The 20,857-nt window shown below is 38.7% G+C and carries 13 protein-coding genes; 4 read left to right on the top strand and 9 right to left on the bottom strand.

The features are described from left to right. Window positions 1–14 precede the first annotated feature (14 nt). Window positions 15–3,065 carry a TrlF family AAA-like ATPase gene (locus EHQ64_RS15550; RefSeq protein WP_135650722.1) on the top strand — a complete coding sequence of 1,017 codons (3,051 nt, stop codon included), beginning with the start codon at window positions 15–17 and terminating at the stop codon, window positions 3,063–3,065. 21 nt (window positions 3,066–3,086) lie between these two features. Then, on the top strand, window positions 3,087–4,196 hold the full coding sequence (locus EHQ64_RS15545) for a DUF3800 domain-containing protein (protein WP_135650721.1): 1,110 nt from the start codon (window positions 3,087–3,089) through the stop codon (window positions 4,194–4,196). A 145-nt stretch (window positions 4,197–4,341) separates the two neighbouring features. Here the strand turns inward: EHQ64_RS15545 and EHQ64_RS15540 are convergent, their stop codons facing one another. The 7 genes from EHQ64_RS15540 to EHQ64_RS15515 form a co-directional block, all read right to left on the bottom strand. Beyond that, the gene (locus EHQ64_RS15540) at window positions 4,342–5,454 is read right to left on the bottom strand and encodes an AAA family ATPase (protein ID WP_167882420.1); all 1,113 of its coding nucleotides are present in this window, start codon (window positions 5,452–5,454) and stop codon (window positions 4,342–4,344) included. Continuing rightward, window positions 5,451–6,101, bottom strand: a complete 651-nt coding sequence (locus tag EHQ64_RS20260) for a hypothetical protein (protein ID WP_167882419.1) — start codon at window positions 6,099–6,101, stop codon at window positions 5,451–5,453. Before EHQ64_RS20260 ends, EHQ64_RS15540 begins: the two co-directional genes overlap by 4 nt. Beyond that, entirely contained in the window at window positions 6,070–6,384 is a 315-nt protein-coding gene (locus EHQ64_RS15535) for an HNH endonuclease (RefSeq protein WP_135650719.1), read from the bottom strand. Before EHQ64_RS15535 ends, EHQ64_RS20260 begins: the two co-directional genes overlap by 32 nt. A gap of 14 nt (window positions 6,385–6,398) precedes the next feature. Then, window positions 6,399–7,508, bottom strand: coding sequence for a transposase (locus EHQ64_RS20415; RefSeq protein WP_246048798.1), 1,110 nt, complete (start codon window positions 7,506–7,508; stop codon window positions 6,399–6,401). A gap of 738 nt (window positions 7,509–8,246) precedes the next feature. Then, the gene (locus tag EHQ64_RS15525) at window positions 8,247–9,848 is read right to left on the bottom strand and encodes an efflux transporter outer membrane subunit (RefSeq protein WP_135650718.1); all 1,602 of its coding nucleotides are present in this window, start codon (window positions 9,846–9,848) and stop codon (window positions 8,247–8,249) included. A 26-nt stretch (window positions 9,849–9,874) separates the two neighbouring features. After that, window positions 9,875–11,089: an efflux RND transporter periplasmic adaptor subunit gene (locus tag EHQ64_RS15520; RefSeq protein WP_135650717.1), complete on the bottom strand. Its 1,215-nt coding sequence runs from the start codon at window positions 11,087–11,089 to the stop codon at window positions 9,875–9,877. Window positions 11,090–11,094: 5 nt separating this feature from the next. Further along, complete coding sequence (locus EHQ64_RS15515) at window positions 11,095–14,358, bottom strand: efflux RND transporter permease subunit (protein ID WP_135650716.1); 3,264 nt, start codon at window positions 14,356–14,358, stop codon at window positions 11,095–11,097. Between the two features lie 210 nt (window positions 14,359–14,568). Between EHQ64_RS15515 and EHQ64_RS15510 the strand changes: the two genes are divergently transcribed. Beyond that, entirely contained in the window at window positions 14,569–16,131 is a 1,563-nt protein-coding gene (locus EHQ64_RS15510; protein WP_135650715.1) for a helix-turn-helix domain-containing protein, read from the top strand. A gap of 92 nt (window positions 16,132–16,223) precedes the next feature. On the opposite strand, the gene EHQ64_RS15505 is transcribed toward EHQ64_RS15510, so the two are convergent. Further along, a complete protein-coding gene (locus EHQ64_RS15505; protein ID WP_135650714.1) occupies window positions 16,224–18,932 on the bottom strand; it encodes a glycoside hydrolase family 5 protein in 2,709 nt (902 codons plus the stop codon). A 519-nt stretch (window positions 18,933–19,451) separates the two neighbouring features. On the opposite strand from EHQ64_RS15505, the gene EHQ64_RS15500 reads away from it, so the two are divergent. Continuing rightward, window positions 19,452–20,405, top strand: a complete 954-nt coding sequence (locus EHQ64_RS15500) for a c-type cytochrome (protein WP_135650713.1) — start codon at window positions 19,452–19,454, stop codon at window positions 20,403–20,405. A 57-nt stretch (window positions 20,406–20,462) separates the two neighbouring features. On the opposite strand, the gene EHQ64_RS15495 is transcribed toward EHQ64_RS15500, so the two are convergent. Continuing rightward, window positions 20,463–20,831, bottom strand: coding sequence for a TIGR04452 family lipoprotein (locus EHQ64_RS15495; protein ID WP_135650712.1), 369 nt, complete (start codon window positions 20,829–20,831; stop codon window positions 20,463–20,465). Window positions 20,832–20,857: the final 26 nt, after the last annotated feature.

The following is a 20,857-nucleotide window of genomic DNA, read 5'->3' as shown; positions in this document are numbered from 1 at the left end:
GGAATTTTACAAAAATGAAAAACTATGCTAGAGGGTCTGAATGGAGAAAATGGGATCTGCATATTCATACTCCAAAGTCTATCGTTCAATCATATGGTGGAGATACTCCAGAAGTATGGGAAAAGTTTATAACTGATTTGGAAAGTTTGCCGCCCGAATTTAAAGTGATCGGTATTAACGACTACATTTTTTTGGACGGCTATAAGGAAGTTATTCGGCTTAAAGAGCAAGGGCGGTTACCGAAAATTGAATTAATACTTCCCATAGTCGAGCTGAGAATTGATAGGTTTGCATCGATAGGAGACGAGGCTTGGAAGAAAGTAAATCTACATGTTATTTTTTCGAACGAATTAAAAGCAGAAGTAATTGAAACTCAATTTTTAAATACAATTCAACATATGTTAAAACTTTCTCCGGATATTGAAGGAGTTGACTTTAATGCTGTTGCCACTCGGGAATCATTAACTGATTTAGGAAAAAGAATTAGACAAACAGCCACATCTGTAATTTCGGGTACTGACCTGCACGTGGGTTTTTCTAATCTTTTCTTTGAATATTCGACTATTAGAGATAAGTTAGATAATACTTATTTGAAAGGTCAATATTTGACAGCCATTGGTAAAACTGAGTGGGATAAAATGAGATGGGACGCTTCTGCCGCACTTAAAAAAACTACAATAAATGAAGCTGACTTTTCATTTATTTCATTAGAGAATTTTAATGATTATGAAAAACATACTACAGCTTTACGCCAAAAAAATGTTAGGAATTGGCTATTGGATTGTAGCGATGCCCATTCATTTTCCTTTTCGGAAGAAAAAGATCGGATAGGAAATTCGAATACTTGGATAAAAGCAGATCCTACTTTTGAAGGATTGAAACTAGTCGCTAATGATAAAACAAGAATTTATGTAGGCGATAGACCTCCTCTTTTGAAGAGAATTGATGAAAAGAAAACAAAATTCATTCGATCTATAAATTTCAAAAAGATAGAAAATTCACAATTATCGGAAAGTTGGTTTGATCAACTTGAACTCGAACTTAACCCGTCTTTGGTTGCTATAATTGGAAATAAAGGTGGAGGGAAGAGTGCTATTGCCGACTCACTCGGCCTACTTGGCAATACTGTTAATTATCAATACTTCTCATTTCTGAACGATGCTAAATTTCGCAAAAAAAAACCTATAAACAAAGCGGATAACTATGAAGCCAATTTGATTTGGTTAGATGAACAAGTTGAGACAAAGAGATTAAGTCAAGACCCCGCTTCAACAAGTTATGAAAAGGTAAAATATTTACCACAAGGGTTTATAGAGAAACTATGTAGTAATGAAGATGCGTCTGAATTTGAAGTTGAATTAAGAAAGGTTATTTTTTCTCATTTGCCAGACGCAGAAAGGCTAGGTAAAAGAAGTTTAAACGAACTTATCGAATACAAAACGGAAATTCTGGAAGGTGAATTGGGTGAATTGAAAAAAGATATATTCAATCTCAATAAGGGAATAGTCGATTTAGAAAGAAAGCAATCTGACGAATATAGAAAGAAAATTCTGGAAGTAATAAAAGAAAAAGAGGCAGAAATAAAGGCGCATGATTTATTAAAGCCGATATCTGTCCTTCCCCCAACTGATCCGGATATAGAAAAGAAGAACGAAGAGATTTCGACAAAGATTAAGGAAAAGAGAGAATTACTAAATAATATAGAAAATGAAATTCAAAGGAATCAGCAAGAAGAAGCTAACTTACTATTTGAGCTAAATCAACTGGAAAAGATTCAAAAATCAATACTTTTGTTTAAGAGCCAATATGATCGATTGAGGCTTGAGATAGGCTCGGCTCTTGATAAGTTCAACATCAAATCTGAAGATGTGGTTTCAATAAGCCTGAAGGTAGAAATTATAACGGCTTTAATATACGAGAAGCAAGAAGTTCTAAGAAAAATTCAGACGAATTTGAATGAAACTAACGAGAAAGGACTGCCTATTAAAAAGATTTTATTAAGCGATGAAATAAAAACGCTTCAGGTGGGACTTGATGCACAGTCAAAATTGTATCAAAAATTTCTTGATGATTTAAAAATTTGGAATGATAGAAAAGCCTACTTAATAGGGAGCCCAGATAAAGATGGGACGATAGAGTTTTTGCAGGCCCAAATTCTGTATTTGGACACTACTCTGGATCAAGATTTGCAGGCCGCAAGATTGCGAAGGGAGGAAAAACTCTCTGCTCTTTTTCATAAAAAGGAAGAAACTTTAACGTTATATAAGTCCTTGTTTAAGCCAGTTTCTGATTTTATTTCAACCTATGGGAATCTTTTAGAGAATTATAAAGTTAATCTTGATGTTAATTATAAAAACGACTCTATCGTCGATAAGTTTTTTGAATTTATTAGCCTTAATGCGAAAGGGAGTTTTATCGGAAGTCCAGAAGGCTATGAGCGCCTTAAACAACTTTTGGAAAGGTATAATCTTGAAAATAGAGAAGGCTTAATAAATTTTTTAAAAGACCTACTAGATCATTTACACTTTGATCAAAGAGAAGGTTTTAAAAATGAAAAGAGAGATGTTGAACGACAGCTGAAAAAAGGGAATTCCGTTTTAGATCTATATTCGTATCTTTTTAATTTAGATTATTTGGAACCTGAATTCAAGCTGAAGTTAGGAGAAAAAAATGTTTCCGAATTATCTCCAGGAGAAAGAGGAGCTTTGCTTTTAATTTTCTATCTCTCATTGGACCAAAGTGATAGCCCACTTATCATTGATCAACCGGAGGAAAATTTAGATAATCAAAGTGTTTTTAAAATTCTCGTTCAATTTATTAATGAAGCAAAGAATAAACGTCAAATTATAATAGTAACTCATAATCCTAATCTTGCAGTTGCTTGTAATGCAGATCAAATTGTTTACGTAAGCATTGACAAGGCAAACAGGAATAAAGTAAATTTTGCAAGTGGATCGCTTGAAGAACGAATCATAAATGATGCTGTCGTCGATATTCTTGAAGGCACATTCCCGGCATTAAATAGTCGAACAAACACCTATAAAATTATTAAAAGAGAAGCGTAGGAGATATTTCTTTTCTAGTTTATGGGAATTTCTGAGCTATTATTATATATTAAACGGAAGATAAGGAATGATGCTCCTGTAAACCAAGTTGCATTCGACGAAGCAGGAAATACCGGCCAAAATCTTATCGATCTTTCGCAGCCGGTCTTTGCACTTGCGTCAGTTCATATGACCGAGTATCAAATTGCATCCATTCGCAAATCGGCTAAACTACTGCCGAATGAGGAATTTCATTTTGTGCGCTTTGCTCGTAACCGACAAGGTCAAGAGCGCATTTTAAATATGCTTCGCAATAATAATATTTCCAGAAAGACCTGTGCAATCACAGTTTTTCATAAACAATATATGGCAATTGTTAAAATTGTAGACATGCTCGTTGAAGAGTTGGCTTATCAAAATGGATTTGATATTTATCGAAAGGGAATGAATCAGGCCATGAGCAATTTATTTCATACTGTACTTCCAGTGTTTTGCGGTTCGGAACTTTTTGAGGAATTAATTGATTCATTTGTGCGGGCCGTTCGCAAGCGTGACGCAGTTGTTATTAATCGTTTTTACAATGTTATAAAGAAAATGCATCGCTCTTGCACTGATGAAGACTTTAAATCAGAATTGTTAATGCTGCTTGAAACTTCAGTAATAGCAAAATCTGTATTTAAGAATGCAAGAGTAACATCTATAGATCCGGCAATTCCGGCTTTTGTTAATCTTACTAGCCACTGGTCTGAGTTATTGAATCAGCCGTTTGATATACTTCATGATAGATCAAAACCAATTGAACACGAGCAAGAATTGCTTTCTTATTTTATGGATGCTGATGAACAAGAAATTTTAGTTGGGTATGATAGGAGAAAGGCAAAATTTCCATTGAAAGCCACTGGAATTCAATTTGTGGATTCTAAGCTATGTCCAGCTGTTCAAATTGCAGATTTGCTCTCTTCAGCTATTGTTTTCTATTTGAAAGGCGTTCTTGATAGTTCACTTCGTAGCCCATTTTGGTATGAACTTGAAAAGTTTAAAAAGCGCCTATGGTCCGGCTTAATTGTAAATCCACTTTGGCCATCAGCAGATGTAACTCCTGAGCAATTAGGAACCGAGAAGTCTGGGGTATTAATATGGTTGAATATGTAACTGAGCTTATCGCTCGTCAGATAGACAAACGATCAAAACAATAAACAGAGAATTTAGATATTTTATAATCTACGAAAAAGGATGTTATCTTAAGAAATTATATAAATACAAATCTTACTAAAAGCGAAAAATCCCATTTATCCTTTCAGTTTTCCTTTCTTGAAAGTTCAATATTATCCTTCAGTTCTCTGTAAAGCTGAGTAATCTGAAAGGCCATGACTGAATCGGGTTTAGGAATAATTGAATAATCGTTTCGGAATGGGGGGTATTTCGTGTCTTCACAGAAATAAGTCTTCAACAAAAACTTAGGAAATTCCTTTTGAAAGTAAAAGGCACGTTGCCTTTCCCAGTTTGTTTTTATTCTGTATTTATTAAGTAACACGCCAAGAACTTGAAGTTCGGATAGTCCGAATTTTTCTGGTAAAAGTTTCTTTTCTCGGTTAAACATTTCTATAATACGCAACGTTCTCTTTAATGCCATGACTCCGTCTCTATCGGATTGGATTGGAATAACAGCAAAGTCAGCAAGTAAGAAGCTTAATGCTCTTGCTTCAGAATAGGTACGATCAACATCAATGAAAACCATATCGTAATTCAAAACAATTTTATTGAGGGCATCTAAGAGCTGCATTCTATGTGTGGAAGCTTGATACAGTGTTCTGTTTAAATAAAGCTGTAATGGTAATACTTTTAGACTTGTATAATTAGTTTCAAAAATATACTGATCGACGGTGATACCGTCTTTTGGATCAAGAGCATGAGTTTTCTTTAAGTATTCCAAATATTGTGGATCCTTAATGGTTGAAATAGATGCAAATCCAAATTCTGCGGCGTCAATCAGAAGGACTTTTTTCCCTTCTTTTGCTGCTTCATAAGAAAGTAAAATGGATAGCGTCGTCCTTCCAACTCCTCCTTTTTCGGAAGTCAAAACTATTCTGTTTACTATAGTGCTTGTAGATTTAAGTAATTTCTCCGCGGTCTCTAACTTATATAGGCATCGAATTTTTGCATAAAATACTTCTTCAATCGAAATATCCCCTTTGTGGGCTTTAGCGTGACAATTTCGGCAAAGTACGCATAGGTTTTCCAACTCATTGCTTCCACCATTTTTTCTAAAGATTATATGATGTATCTCCAAGACTTTAATATTCTTTTCAAAGCAAATAATACAGCGAGAATTAGATTCTTGGAACAATATCTTCCTGTCAGTTTCCCTTATCGGATCGGAATTCTTATTTTCAGAATTTTCTTGAATCATAAATCCCTTTGTTTTAAATCCGTCTTTAATTGATCTCTTATTCTTCCTTCCGCTAATTTCCACGGCTGGGAAGATTTCAGTGAGTATCTTCTCCGAACTCGTGTAAACGCAATGAACCATTCACCTTCTAAAACATCTGTATCTGAGAGTTCTGATTTAATTTGTTTTTTTACCCTGTTAAAAGGGCCGTCCGGCGCTTCGGATTTATTTCTTTCTATCTTTATTGTTTTCGTAAAAGAGTCATTGAAATACCGCCAAGTTTGGTAGTAGACGATTTTAAATTCATTGAGATCTTCAATTTCACCGGCCTTAAATTTCGGAGAGTTTATTTCTTCTATGATGAGTTTCTCTTTTTCTTCCCAAGGATGGGTAAGTTTATACCATAGATTATAGAAATAATCCATTACTTGGTCTTCTGCTTCCCTCCAAGGATTTATTATTTGTTGAAATCTTCTCAAATAGCGAGCAGCTTTATAATAGTCCTTTTGTATTTTTTCCAATGCCATTCCCCAAGAGTAAAATTTGTTTTCTTTCTCACTCTGTTCTCTCTGGGAACTTCTATGAATCTCGCGCCTTGCAAAATTTTCAAAATTTTTAATTTTAGATTTAGAAATCCTACTTGAAATTTGTTTTAATCGAGTAGCCATATTTCTTTCCTAAAGTTTTTATAATGTCTGCAGATATTCTTACCAATTCTTCATCAGTCATTTTTCGTTTTATTTCTCGTATTTCTTCAACGACAAGGCATAGATTTTCAAATTCGTGTTCGCCTCCTGATCGGATTGGCATTATATGAGAGCCATTAATATTTGCTGACGTTAAATCTCTTCCAGTCACATAACATTTATCATTTTGTTTTTTTCGAAGCGCTTGAAATTCGCGTTTTTTGAAGATAAATTCGGAAATCTTTATTTCTTTGTCATTCTGCACGATTTAATTAACCTCTATTTTATTATACTCTTGGAATATAGCAAGTTAGGCAATTCTGTAAATTTTCTTTTTAATAAATAGTTTTTGGAGAGGTCGATATACGGTTTAAATTTACCTTCAGACAGTTTTATGATCTCATACTTTTCCCAGATTCTGATGATCCGATATGCGGAAGAGTGTGGAATTCTATGTTGATAGAGGATTAAGGAAAGTGGACTTAAGACTGAGTTAGAGATATTGTCCCAGATCAATTTGGCATAGTGATTATATTTCTTCTCACTGTATCTTTTGTAGTGCTTAAACTCAGTTCTGCTCCAGAATTCATCATTTTCGATGATGGCATTCCTTAATAACGAATATTTTGGTTTAGATAATATATGTATATTATCTTTAATATAAGATTCATTTGTATAATCGGATTTTGTTTTGCGATCTTGGAGAGAGGGAGGTTGGTATTTTCTTTTTGCAACTTCAGAATGAAAGAACTGTAAGACCTTGTTTTCTTGTTCATATTTATTCTTTACAATCCGCACAGGATTTGATACGTCTGCAAGAAAATGAAAGTGAGTAGAGGGATTAGCAGAATGCTTACTGCTAATCCCTCTACTCACACCTGAATCAGAATTTTTTGACTTCTTAGCTGTTTCTAAGTCACTACTTCCTTCTATCTCAACAACTCCAATCTTCTCCCGCCACTTAGCAACAAGCGCATCGAGTCCAAATACTTTTAGATTCCTGTAAAAACAGAATTCATTTAGATAGAGTTGTGAATACTGCGGCTTTATATACCCGTAAGATGAGAATGCTTGTTTGATTACTCTATGATTTCCTTCTGCATATTGAACATGAACTCCGTCCTTACTCCATCTGTTTCTGGCCCACCGATGTCGTTTGTCTTTGGAATGAGCTGTATGATTCACCATTCTATGATTTCTATATACCGAAAGCCACGGGTATCCGCTATCTGTGAAGATCGCCGTATTGTCTGGGATGCTTCTTCTGAATAACGGCCCCAGAGTATTCATCTTTTGATTCGGTACTGAATCGAGTATTAGTGCTCCGTTACTGGCTGCAATCGTATGCACTAGTGTTCCGATCTGTTTTCCACCGAGTTTATCGCTCATGTATATAGAAGCTGTTAAACCCTTAGATCTGTGCCTTTTACGGCCTTTATTTGCTCGTTGAGATGCAGAGTAGAGGACCATTGTATCCGCGTTTGTGATCGTTTTATGTTTAAGCGCTTTTTGCAGGATTTTCTTCTTAAAGTCTTTGGCTTGGGTGACCGCGTTTTTGGCTAGTTTTGAATTAACTGACTTTTGGGATTTTCGTCCGTGAATCTGTATTTCTTCGTCTTCTTCTGGGAGTCGGAATTCTTTGTATTCTTGTTCGAGTTGGGAATACAGCAGTTCTTGGAATGCTTCTCTTTGATCGCTTGCAAAGAGTTGGATCCTGCGCTTGAGAAGCAGCGCAGATTTATACGAGATTCCGGTTTTCCTAACTATCTCGGCGGCTGTTACTACCTTTGGACTTTGTTTATATGATTCATCTAATACATATCCGAATATCCAAAGAGGTAATTTGAAATGATGCAGGGGAGTATATGAAAGTCTGGATGCTTGGTAGTGGCAAATCTCGCAGCGGATTAAGTAATCTCTTGTACTGATCGTCTTCGTTAATTGGATATTGCAGGTTGGACAGAATTTTGGGTAGAAGTTATCTAAGAAGTATGTTGTTATGCTTTGGTAATATTTAAAGTTTATTGGGCCTTCTATATCGCATTTGTGCGGATTAGAATGGAAGAATAAGAAATAATTTATTCTTTTTCTATGGAATAACCGGACCAGATCGGTCCGGTATATTTTCTAAAGTGTCGGTGCTGTTAAGTCCTTACCATGATTGCTATTTTCTTCCGCATCCACATCTATATCACCTGCAGAATTCGGTTTTTTAGAACCGGTAAAATCAAATATTTTGAACGGTTGGATCTCATCGTCTTTAGGCAATTGTTCATTTTTCCAGCCCCCTCCTAATGCGCGTATCAAACGTACAGAGGCTTTATTCAATTCGGTCTTGATTACGATTGCATCAATTCGTGCGGACAATGTATTTACTTGAGCATAAAGTAACTCTAAACTATTACTTAACCCACCTTGATAGAGTTGAGTTGTCATATTCTGAACTTGGAGTGCCGAATTTACCGCAACATCCTGGCGTTTTGATTCCTCGGACATATAAGAAGTTTCTGCCAAACCATTCTCTACTTCTCTAAAAGCATTTAACACGATAGTTCTATAATTATCTTCCGTTTCTCTGTAAGCGGACCATGCTTGTTGTAATTGAGCTCTTCTGTATCCACCTTGAAAGATTGGAAGAGAAACATTGGACCCATACGACCAAAAACCATTCGCCAACTGTATAAGATTGACTCCGCCTTCAAATCCTCCACCTGCACTGAAGGAGACATTCGGAAAGAAGGCAGCTTTTGCTATACCGATATTTCGGTTTGCTATAGCCATTTTGCGTTCCATCGAAGCGATATCCGGTCTTCTTTCCAATAATGTGGATGGAGTTGTAGTCGGGATCTGGATGGATACGATCTTTATTTCTTCTATAGGAGGAATATGAAAATTAGAAGGCGCCCTGTTGACTAAAATAGCGATCGCATTCTCAGCCACTCTCATCTTTGCCTGAATATCCAAACGTCTCGCTTGGGTATTTGATACAAGATATTGTGCCCTTTGGATATCTAATTCGGAAGCAAGACCATTCTTAAATAGTTGTTCTTGAAGAGCCAAGGACTTTTCGTAGTATTCGATCGATTGACGATACGTGGTATCCTGCGCATTCAAACCGCGGAAGGTAAAATAATCTTCTGCGATCTCTGCTTGCAAACTTAGTCTAGCTAATGCAAAATCAGCCGCTACAGACTGTGCATTATAGATTTGTGCTCTTGTGGAATTTCGGATGGAAGACCAAAAGTCAGGTTCCCAAGAAGCGATACTTCCTACCGCAGCTGTCCCTTCATATGTAGATTCTCCCGCTCCTCTAAACAAACGATTTTCAGATTGTTTGTTATTCGAAGCGCCTAATCCAACTCCTAAATGTGGGATCAATTGAGAACGTACCTTCATCATTGCATCTCGAGCTTGGACAAAACGTTCGGCTGCTGCTTGTAGATCCGGATTCTCAGTGATCGCAAGCTCTTCTAATTTGTTTAAGACAGGATCGTTAAAAAGTTTCCACCAGTCTGATTGGATTGATTCACCTTCGGAAGGATTTGCTTTTACAAAGGGACCTGTGCCGCTCCATGAATCCGGGACCACATAATTGGGACTCAGATATTTCGGAGCGAGATCGAATGCAGGACCACTAATGCAATGGTTTAGAATAATCATTAAGGAAAGAAGTATTGTATATCTTCCCCAAACGATCCCTTTTGAGGTTATTTTCTGTATTTTATCCATCTTCATAAATATAGCCCGAACCGATATCACTTAGAAGCGATCGGATTCTGTTTAGAATTTTCTTTTTTCGTAATGCTCATGTCGGTGTATCCTGTTCTAGGCTCCACGACTTTCACCTGATCACCTTCTAATAGAGAAGCGGATGGATTGTTTACGATACGATCTCCTACACTCACTCCATTTCCGACTTCAATCACTGAATCAATGATCTTATTCACGGTAATAGGTTTAAAGTGGATCTTATTATCTTCCGTAACTGTAGCTACTTGTGTTCCATTTTCATCAAAGACAAGTGAGCTGGACGGTATTGTTAAAAGATCCTTTTTTACCGGAGCAGTAAGAGTCACCTGCGCATAAGAACCAGGCCATAGAACTCTGTCCTTATTATCGATCGTAAACTCTGCGACTACGGTTCTCATATTCAGATCGAATCCCTTAGAGAGAGTAAGAAAGTTCGCGATAAATTTTCGATTTGGGAATTGTTGCACTGTTACTTCAGCAGTTAATCCGGATTTTAATAGATATGCAAATGTTCCAGGTACTGAAACGAATAGTCTCATTTTATGGATCTCTGCAACCGTGAATAGGTTAGAAGGATTTTTGCTATCATCAATGTTTCCTTCATTATTCACATAGTCCCCGACGTTAATATTTCTTTGGATCACTACTCCGTCAAAAGGAGAAACAATCGTTTTGAAACCCATCTTGGCCTTGTATTTATCCACGTTTTTTTCTGCGGATTTAAGTTTAGCTTCTTCGGAATTTTTGTCAGCGACCGCTACTGAAATCGACTGTTCGGATACTGCATGAGAATTTCTTAATGCAAGATACCTGTCTGCAGTAACCGCCGCCAGTTTGTATTTCGCCTTTTGGGAATCGAAGTCTGCTTCTGCTTGTGCATACTCCGCATCCAAAGCTGGCACTTTGACCCTTGCAAGCACATCTCCAGCTTTTACTTCCGCTCCGTAATCCTTATACCACATCTTCACATAACCCGAAACCTGAGCATAGATGACTGCTTCATACCATGCGCGAACTGTTCCGGGTAATGTAATCGTTTCCAGAGGATTCGGTGCCTCAGGGCTGACTACGGAAACATTCGGAATGGATGCTTCCAAAGCTTCTCTTTTGAACTGTTCTGCACTATGTATTTGTTGATAAAATATATAGCACAAGAATATGACACCGCAAGAGATCGTTGATAAGGTGATTAGTTTCTTTTTAGGTAGAGTTGGTATCATTTTGATTATCCTTTTTTGAGATTTGTTCGGTTGTTATAGATGATCGCGTAGATGCATGGCACGAAGAAGAGGGTCGCAAATGTAGCGACTGTTAATCCTCCGATAACTGCACGACCTAATGGAGCGTTTTGAGAATTACTGAAGGCCATCGGAACCATTCCGATGATCATTGCGGAAGCAGTCATTAATACCGGTCTGATCCGTGAATATCCTGCTTCAATTGCCGCTTTGACCGCATCACCATGAACTTCTAAACGGTCTCTTGCTGCAGAGACTACTAAGATAGAGTTTGCAGTTGCAGTCCCCATACACATGATCGCTCCAGTAAGAGCAGGAACCGAGATATAGGTGCGCGTTAGGAACAAGGACCATGCGATCCCTGCTAGTGCTCCCGGTAATGCAGTGATAATGATGAAAGGATCCGTCCAAGACTGGAAGTTCACCACGATCAAAAGATATACAAGAAGGATCGCAGCGACGAGCCCACCTAATAATTCTAGATAAGCGCTTCTCATCGTTTCTGCTTGTCCTTGGATCTCGATTGCAGCTCCTCTAGGAAGTTCGCTTTTCATTGATTCCATAATCTTTTGAGAATCGCTTAAAACTCCTCCAAGATCTCTTCCTTCCGAGGAAACATACACATCGATTAAAGGTAGAAGGTTTTGGTGAGTAACAAGCCCTGGTGTTCCTGTTGGAGTGATGGTTGCGATATTTCCCAAAAGTTGGGTGCTGTTTTCAGAATTATCAGACAGATCTCCTTTGTTGATCGGAACAGTGAGTAGGTCTTCCGTTCTTCTCATTTGAGGTTGAGGAACATAGATATTGATCTGATAGGAAAGACCGGTTTTACGATCCATCCAGTATTCTTGATCAATCTGTTGGCTTCCGGAAGTAGCAAGAAGCATATTCTCAGCGACTGCCTTCAAAGGAAGATCCAAATTGATCCCTAAACTTCTATTTCCATCCACGAGAAGTGTAGGAGTACTCATTGTCTGTTGGATCACAACATCTGCGGCCCCAGGGATCGTTTTGAGTTTTCCCTGTAATTTCTGAGCGAACTCGAAATTTTTCTCCAGATCCATTCCGTTGATCTGAATATCTATTGGAGATGGAGATCCGAAGTTTAAGATCTTTGCAGTTAGATCTGCAGGTTGGAATGTGAAAATTGTTCCGGGGTATAATTCACCCAGTCCTTTTCTAAGGATCTGTCTATAATCCCAAACCGGAGATTCTTCATCCTTTAAAGTAATTGTTAAGTCACAATCCTGGGAACCGATTGTTGGTGTAGGAATGAATGCAAGGTTATGAGGCCCTACAGGTAAACCGCAGTTACTCAAAACACTTTCCACCTTGTCCGGAAGTAATTTTTTAATATCTTCAGAGACTAAGGTTGCGATCCTACCGGCAACTTCAATACGAGTTCCTAAAGGAGCTCTCATATGCATTTGTAATGTTCCCGCTTTTATCTCGGGAAAGAAGTCTCTACCATTGATGAAAAATAGTATTAGAGAGCCTGTCGCGATGGACATAAAGACCATTACGAATTTCTTACGGTTTGCTATAACTTTCTGGAGAGTGATATTATAACGTTCTCTGAATTCGTTAAAATTTTGCTCGAATGATTTTTGAAAACGTTTCAGATACTCCACTGATAGAGTAAGCCATTGTAGAGCTTGAACTATTCGAGGATTCAAGGCCAGGTTTTTTTGCACTTGTTGAACTTTAGGCTTTTCTACCGACCTAGCGTGGGATTTATGTTTAGGATCATGTCCATGGCCTGCAGGATGATGTTCTTCTAAAAGATATTTTGCCATTGTCGGAACAAGTGTTCTGGAAAGAATGAAGGAAGCGATCATCGCAAGAGCTACCGCTTCTGCCATAGGTTTGAATAACCAACCAGAAACCCCGCTCAATTGGAATAAAGGGAACCAAACGATTACGATCGCAAGAGTCGCAACAAATGTAGGAATTACGATCTCGTTGGCTGCATCTATGATCGCCGTTTCTAATGGTTTTCCCATTTCGATATGGGTATCAATGTTCTCTATCATCACTGTTGCGTCATCGACCAGGATCCCGACCGCCAAAGCAAGACCTCCCAAGGTCATCACATTGATGGATTCTCCTAATAAATGAAGCCCTATGATGGAGCTTAAAAGAGAAAGAGGGATTGAAGTCGCGATAATGGTAGTCGCTCTCCAAGATCCCAGGAATAGAAGAACAACAAGACCTGTAAGCGCAGCCGCCAAGATCATCTCGTGAACAACGTTCTCTATAGAATCCTTTACGAATACGGACGCATCGTTCAATAGTTTGATCTCAACATCATCAGGAGAGATCTCTTTGATACGAGGCATTGTTTTTCGTATTCCTTCTACAACATCAAGTGTGGATGCCTCACCACTTTTCATAACTACGATGAGAACGGATTGTTTCCCGTCTACGAGCACTGAATTTAATTGAGGAGGACCACCCAAGGCAACGTTCGCAACGTCTCTCATGAAAAATGTGCTGTTACCAACACGTTTGATCGGTATATTATTAAAATCTTCTACAGCGAGAGGGATTGCATTCGTCATTACCATCCAATCCGTTTTGCCAATCTTCTGGTCTCCTGCAGGCAAAACAGCGCTCTGCTCATTGAACGCCTTGAACACATCCATAGGAGAAAGGTTCCTGGATAAAAGTTTTTGCTTATCTAAGGAAACCAATAACTGCATTGGAGTTCCTCCATAAGGTTGAGGAACGATCGCGCCTGGAATTGTCACGAGAAGTGATCTGATCCTCATGAAGGCCAAATTATAAAGTTCAGCAGGAGTCATTTTTTCAGAAGTCACCTGAAGCATCGCGACTGGGACAGACGACGCCTCCAGACGCATGATCATGGGGGGTGAGATATCGGGGGGCAGGGACGTGACTACGGTTTGGGAGATCGCCGCCACCTCCGCCTCGGCACCTGCAAGATTTGTTTCAGGCTGAAGTTCTATATTGATGATGCTACTTCCGAAGTAGGATCTACTATTGATACTCTTGATCCCTTCTACTGTACTCGTTAAAGCTCTTTCGAAAAAGTAAGTGATCCTACCTGCCACATCCGAAGGGAGCATCCCTTGGTATCCCCATACTACGGAGATTACAGGTATTCTGATATTCGGGAAGACGTCGGTCGGGGCCTTGAATATGGATTGTACCCCGAATAGTAAGATTAGAATTGCAAGGACCACAAAGGTATAGGGTCTCTTTAATGCGATTAATACGATTTGATTCATTTTCTGTAACTCCCATCCAAGAAGACAAAATCAGGAATGTTCCAAATCAAAACTCTCAATCGGCTTGACAGGTGTTCCCTGAAAAGTCCAAAGATATAAGAGAGTGGCGTCTGGCTTTGTTTCATTTGATTGCCTCTTATATTAGTAGCAGTTCCGGGCCTAAAAATCGTCCCGGTTTATAAGTTTGGACAGATTTTTGGAGTGAATTAATTGAGAGTCTTGAAACTATTTTTCATTTTAAATATGGTTTTCGGAATTTTTTTCCAGGTTTCTGCCAAAGAAGCTGAAAATCAGGCAGGTCATCTGCGTATTCTGAACGAAGACAATACGAATTGGAAGCAGATCGACGACTATTCTGTCCTACTAGATTGGGGATTTCATCCGGATCAGATCGATCTTAGATTTCGGATCGGTAATTCTCCTGAGGAATCCAAGACTGAGTTTTTGGTCTTTTTATGGAGCCATTTGGATTCGGTAGAAGTATGCGATCTCAAGAATAACTGTCAAAAGGCCGGTTTTTCTCATCCAGTGAATGAATGGCTGGTTCCTGGTATTTTCCCGGTCTTTCCTTTGAGGAAACTCTTAGATGAAAGCCCTGAAATTAACGTAAAGATCAAATCCAGGAACTATATTCTCTCGGAAGTTAGATTAGCAAGTGCAGAAGATCTGTATTCTATTACGATCTTTTATTCAGGGATCGTTTTCTCTTTACTAGCACTCGTTATCATTCAACTCGTCTATCTGATTAATTCCTATTTTCGTCTTAGAGCAAAATGGATCTTCTACCAGATCTTATTTTCTGTAGGAATGGGACTCGCATTCTTATTCGTGTCCGGGATCGCTTCCAGATACTTGTTTCCGAATTTCGGATTTCCTCTCTCTTTAGGGAAGAAGATCATGATTGGATCCTTGATCATTACTGGAACCCTTTGGGTCTCCCATTTTCTGAAGATCAAACAGAACTTTAAACCGGTTTGGCACTTCTATAATATTGTAAATATTCTAACTGCTGTCGGGATCGCACTGAGTTTTACTAAGTTTCCAAGGCAATTTGTTTCTCTTTGTTTCACGATCCTCTATCTTGCTGTAACTGTTACTGCAATCGTTTTAAGCATTATTGCAATGAAACGAAAGACCATCCAAACCCGTTGGTTCGTAATGAGTATGGTCTCATTGCTTGCGATAGAAATACTAAATATCATCTCCTATCGAACATTCTTTTCCTTCGATGGAAGAAGTTTTTTGTTTTTCACCGCGTTCTTTGTTCCGATCAATATCTTTCTAACTAGCCGTTCTGTAAGGACAAGGATCAGAGAACTGGAAGCTATGATCGCATTGAAAAAACATGAGCTAGAAAATTTTTATAAGAATTCTTCAGATCCTTCTTTAGATCCAGGAAATGAAAAGAGAAAATCCACGATTATCGGAATAGATGTAGAAGACGCACTTTCTAGATTAAATCGATTGATGGAAGAAGAGAAGGTCTATTTAGAAGAAGAATTACGCATTAGTGATCTTGCGGCGCTTTTAGGACTTTCCGTCCATCAGGTGTCAGAACTCTTAAATCAGGTATTGGATATTTCTTTTCCGGACTTACTTAAAAAGTACAGAATAGAAGAAGCAAAACGGATTATCTCCACCGATGCATCTGTGAATATTCTGAATATAGCGTTTGCTGTTGGATTTCAGTCCAAGTCTTCTTTCTATGATTCTTTTAAGAAATACACAGGAGTAACTCCGCAAGAGTATAAAAAATCAGTTTCGAAAGAATAAAAAATTTAAATAGGGTAGAAGTAAGACCGCTCCAATGAGGAGCGATCTTTGATTTTTTAGCAGGTAATATTCTTTACCTGCTAAAAATGTGATTATCGATTTTGAACTGCTACATTCTCCGTTTTTACGTAAGAAGTATCATACCACCAAGCTCGCACTTCCATTGGTCGATCTGCCTTGTCAGGAGCAATCGTAAAGTCCAAACCTAAATTGGTATATTGTCCAGGGCCTGAAAATTCATTTCGATAAACATCTCTTCTTGCCAGCACATCCTGACCGTCAAAAACATCTAAGGTAACAATCTTATCATTTCCAGCATTGGTAACATCTACAAGCATACGAAAGACTGCTTTTTTGTTACCGGTTCCCCAGCGACCTCTTTCGTATGGTCCAAACAGAATATGGTCAGCCCAATTGTCTGCAGTAGTAACTACCCAAGCATCTCCTTCTGCAAAACCTGTGCGATGTCCTAGGTCCTTCGCTTTGTATGTTAAGGGTAAGTCTCCGTATACATTCCTGTTTTGAACGGTAACATTATCGATCTTCACATAAGATGTATCATGCCACCAAGCACGAAGTTCCATTGGACGATCCGCCTTATCAGGAGCGATATTGAAGTCTAGGATGAAGTTAGTGTACTGACCTGGACCTACAAATTCGTTTCTGTAAAGATCTCTTCTTGCTAAAACATCTTGTCCATCAAATACATCGATCGTAAGGACCTTATCGTTATTCGCATTAGTAACATCTACCAATGCACGAAAGATAGCCTGCTTATTTCCGGTTCCCCAACGACCTCTGTCGTAAGGTCCGTAAATAATATGATCTGCATTAAAGTCTGCGGTAGTTGCTACCCAAGCATCTCCTTCTGCAAATCCGATACGATGCGCAAGATTTTTAGCCTTATAGACTAAAGGTAATTCTCCATTTAGAGGGGAGGAACAACAAAGTAAAGCCGCTGCTCCACCGTCTCTTTGAGCGATACCTGCTACGTATTCCGTGTCTGCACATTGTCCTTTATAAGAACCTGGCGCCCAGTCTCCAGCTCTTTGAGAAGAACGGTTATCTCCTCTGTCGAACCAGATCGTGCGGCACGAATTTGCAAGAGGGACCTTGCTATGTGCGCAAAGAACACCGCTTGTTCCCCAAGAATGTTTTGTTGCACCTGCTACGTAATAGTCTGCAGGACATTCATACTTGGTGAATCCACCTGCCCAATCTCCCGTTCCGTGAGAACGGTTCGGAGTTTCATACACTGCTTGCACATTGATCGCGCGATCTGCATGCCAGAGTTTACCGTATTTTGTATCACTACAAAGTGCTCTTTGGTCTCTGCTTAATCCTAAGAGTCTTTCTCCATCAGGACAAGTTCCCTTATTTGCTCCGCCTAACCAATCATTATCGATGCTACTTGCGTTATCATCCACTCCGTTAAAGCTCAAACGAGTAAGATGATCCACATTAGCAACAGAACCGGTCTTGCCAGTATATGCAAGAAGTCGATTCATATGTTCTTCACGCCAGTCACCGACTTTTCTTTGAGACCAATCTGAAGTAACAAGTCCCCATTCATCCTCTCCGTTTAGAGGCCAGAATGCGAAATCGATATCCTTTTCGATCAGATAATCTACGATCCTTTTGAACCATTCTCTATCTGCAGGATTTGTTTCCCCGGGAGAAGCTCCGAATTCGCTTACCCATACAGGTGCTGTAGTGACTGCATCCGGATCGATTACATAACCCCATTCATCCGTAATTGTATTACGGTAGGTAGTCAGATCCATATCCTTATATTTGATATTTCCACCGGATGTTCCGTCGTCACCATTATGTTTTGGCCCGATGAATCCATAATTATGTGCTGCATAAACGAGTTTGTTCGTAGCGCGTATATGAACTTGTAGATCTCTCACAGGTTTTAAGTGAGGGCGCTCTCCTGATCCTAAAATCGGGATTGCTCCCCACCAATTGATCCCTTCTACAACGATCACTAAATCAGGATTAGCGCGCAGGATATCATTTCCTGCCTCTTGGGCTGCCTTACGCCAATCGTCGATATTACCCCATCCCCAGTTTGGACTATTAGGAAGATGAGTATCATTATAACGTTGAGTTCGCACTTCGTTACGTAAGTCAGCGGCAGCAACTAGTTTGTTAGTCTTATAACGATTTACTAAGAAGACCCAATCTTCTTTCCACATTTCAGGAGTTTGATTGTATGCGAATGAAGATCCAGTGTGATACCATTGTCCGTTATAGTCGAACCCGCAACACCATTCGGAGAAAGTAGTGTGGTTATTTAGAACTACAACGATCCCAGCTGCAGTCAAAGCCGCAACAGTCTGGTCGTAGACCTCCAAAGGAGTCTTTCCAAAAAATTGTGGGTTTGCGGCGACATACTCGTTTGGAACAATATTCGAATCATGAAGCATTTTATTGGAAAAAGGTAATCGAACAGAATTGAAGCCCCATTCCTGAATAAGAGAAATGATATGGCCAATAGGCTGTTTATCTAATCCTCCTACTACTTGACGGGTATCACTTGCTCCATACCAGTTTACTGCTCTTAGCTTGAAACGATTATTATTCGCATCCACGATATAGCGCCCGTTTGTACTTAGCGGGGCAACTGGAGGTACAGTTGCTACTACAAATGCTCTCACCGAATTGTAAGCAGACTTTGCAGATTGGCCAAGTGAAAACGGGAAATACGACTGTTCCGAATCTGGCGCACAACTGCCTATAAGGGCGAATGTTGCCATCACGAAACAAAAGATTTTCACTTTATTTCTGATAAACATTTTAAATTTTCTCTCCACTGAATTTCCATTCAATCACAGACGTTCTATATATATGTTCGAAGTATTAAACAAGGCATACTTATATATCATTTATTTTTTCCAAGGATTTCCTTAGGATCTTCTTATTTTTCTTTTTTAAAGCATACGTTATGCAAAAAAGTTTAAGATATGATTATTGTTCTATGCACAAAAATAAATGAATAAATACATTATATTATAAAAATATAATGTATTTATTGTGGTGGGTCTTTGTGTGTATTAGAACTTGTTCAAGGCATTGATGAGTTAATGAAACTTTATTCCGTATTTTAACTTATTGATAAACGTTTGTTCAATATAAAATCAAGTTTGTAAGATCTTTCAGGACTCAAATGATGATAAAATTCCTCGAAACCAGTAATCAAAGAAGGTTTAAATAGATGTGTATCTATAGGATCCTTCCAATCGGTTAATTAATAAATTATAGCAAGTTTTAGGTTTTAAAGAAAAGTGTGCAGATCCAAAGAAAGAGGACTGTGAATGACAAAAATACTGAAATGGTTAGGGATTACACTTATACTATTGCTGGCTTCTGTGATCGGATTCTTATACTTTAAATTCCCTGTAATAGAACCGGCACCTTCAATAAATGTAGGGAATGAAACTACTCGTATACAAAGAGGAAAATACTTAGCAAATCACGTATCTGTATGCATTGATTGCCATTCCAGCAGGGATTGGACTAAGTTCTCCGGGCCATTACTCCAAGAAACAAGAGGGGCAGGCGGGGAAGTATTTGATCAAAAGCTCGGTTTTCCGGGTGCTTTTGTAGCTCCTAATATAACTCCATTTGCCTTATCTGAGTGGACGGATGGAGAAGTTTTACGTGCAATCGCAAGCGGGATCAGTAGAGATGGAAGACCTCTTTTTCCAGTTATGCCTCACCCTGCATACGGAAGGATGGATCAGGAAGATCTACTCTCTATCATTTCTTATTTGAGAAGTTTAGAGTCTATTCCGAAAACAAATCCAAATTCAAAGCCGGACTTTCCTTTCAATTTAATCTTAAGAACGATCCCAACTCCCGCTCAGTATGGAAAACTTCCTACAAAAGAAGATAGGATCGCGTATGGAAAATACCTATTTAATGCAGCCGCTTGCACGGAATGCCATACAAAACAAGATAAGGGAAAACCGATCGTTGGAATGGAACTAGCAGGTGGTTTCGAATTTCCACTTTCTAATGGAACTAAAATTGTATCTGCGAATTTGACTCCTGATCCGGAAACTGGATTGGGTAATTGGACTGAAAAGCAGTTCGTTCAGAAGTTTAAGAATATGGATCCATCTAAGTATAAGCCTCATACGGTAAAAGATGGAGAATATCAAACAATTATGCCTTGGACTATGTACGCAGGTATGACTGAAGAGGATCTATCTGCTATGTTTGCTTATTTGCAGACAGTGCCAGCAATTAGGAATAAGATCAATTAATGGAGAATTCTTTCAGGAAGAGAGTGGATTTTTCTCTTCCTGAAAAGATACAATCTTTTAAAATAAAGATCCGTCTGCGTCCAATTTGCAAGAAGTGGCAAGTGTAAATGTAACACCTGTCGCAAATGCTTTGAATCCTATAAGATTATCCACACAATTTTCCACATCGGATTTTTTATAATAACTATCAGAATTGATCCCTGCGACCATGGGTGCCAATAATACCCCGATTGGTATGGCTGTTGTTGGTACACCTCGAAGAGTATGGTTTAAAATTTCGGCTGTAATTGCGGCATCCGAAATTCTAGAAGCGGCTTCACTGCCCTTTATTCTGTCTACGGTAAGCCCAATGGGATTTAAGATTACACAATTTGCAAAGAATGCGGAACAAAGAAGTGAGGTTTGAAATAGGATCTTTTTTGACATATATTGAACTAAAAAATTCGGTTTAA

The organism is Leptospira sarikeiensis (genome assembly GCF_004769615.1).
Classification (GTDB): domain Bacteria; phylum Spirochaetota; class Leptospiria; order Leptospirales; family Leptospiraceae; genus Leptospira_B; species Leptospira_B sarikeiensis.
The sequence above is the reverse complement of the archived record's forward strand: the minus strand, read 5'-3'. Positions and strand labels throughout refer to the sequence as shown.

Bases quoted from the DNA above. Each gene is read 5' to 3' on its own strand.
- EHQ64_RS15550 (WP_135650722.1), top strand. From the start codon at position 15: ATGAAAAACTATGCTAGAGGGTCTGAATGGAGAAAATGGGATCTGCAT.
- EHQ64_RS15545 (WP_135650721.1), top strand. From the start codon at position 3,087: ATGGGAATTTCTGAGCTATTATTATATATTAAACGGAAGATAAGGAAT.
- EHQ64_RS15540 (WP_167882420.1), bottom strand. From the start codon at position 5,454: ATGATTCAAGAAAATTCTGAAAATAAGAATTCCGATCCGATAAGGGAA.
- EHQ64_RS20260 (WP_167882419.1), bottom strand. From the start codon at position 6,101: ATGGCTACTCGATTAAAACAAATTTCAAGTAGGATTTCTAAATCTAAA.
- EHQ64_RS20415 (WP_246048798.1), bottom strand. From the start codon at position 7,508: ATGAGCGATAAACTCGGTGGAAAACAGATCGGAACACTAGTGCATACG.
- EHQ64_RS15525 (WP_135650718.1), bottom strand. From the start codon at position 9,848: ATGGATAAAATACAGAAAATAACCTCAAAAGGGATCGTTTGGGGAAGA.
- EHQ64_RS15520 (WP_135650717.1), bottom strand. From the start codon at position 11,089: ATGATACCAACTCTACCTAAAAAGAAACTAATCACCTTATCAACGATC.
- EHQ64_RS15515 (WP_135650716.1), bottom strand. From the start codon at position 14,358: ATGAATCAAATCGTATTAATCGCATTAAAGAGACCCTATACCTTTGTG.
- EHQ64_RS15505 (WP_135650714.1), bottom strand. From the start codon at position 18,932: ATGTTTATCAGAAATAAAGTGAAAATCTTTTGTTTCGTGATGGCAACA.
- EHQ64_RS15500 (WP_135650713.1), top strand. From the start codon at position 19,452: ATGACAAAAATACTGAAATGGTTAGGGATTACACTTATACTATTGCTG.
- EHQ64_RS15495 (WP_135650712.1), bottom strand. From the start codon at position 20,831: ATGTCAAAAAAGATCCTATTTCAAACCTCACTTCTTTGTTCCGCATTC.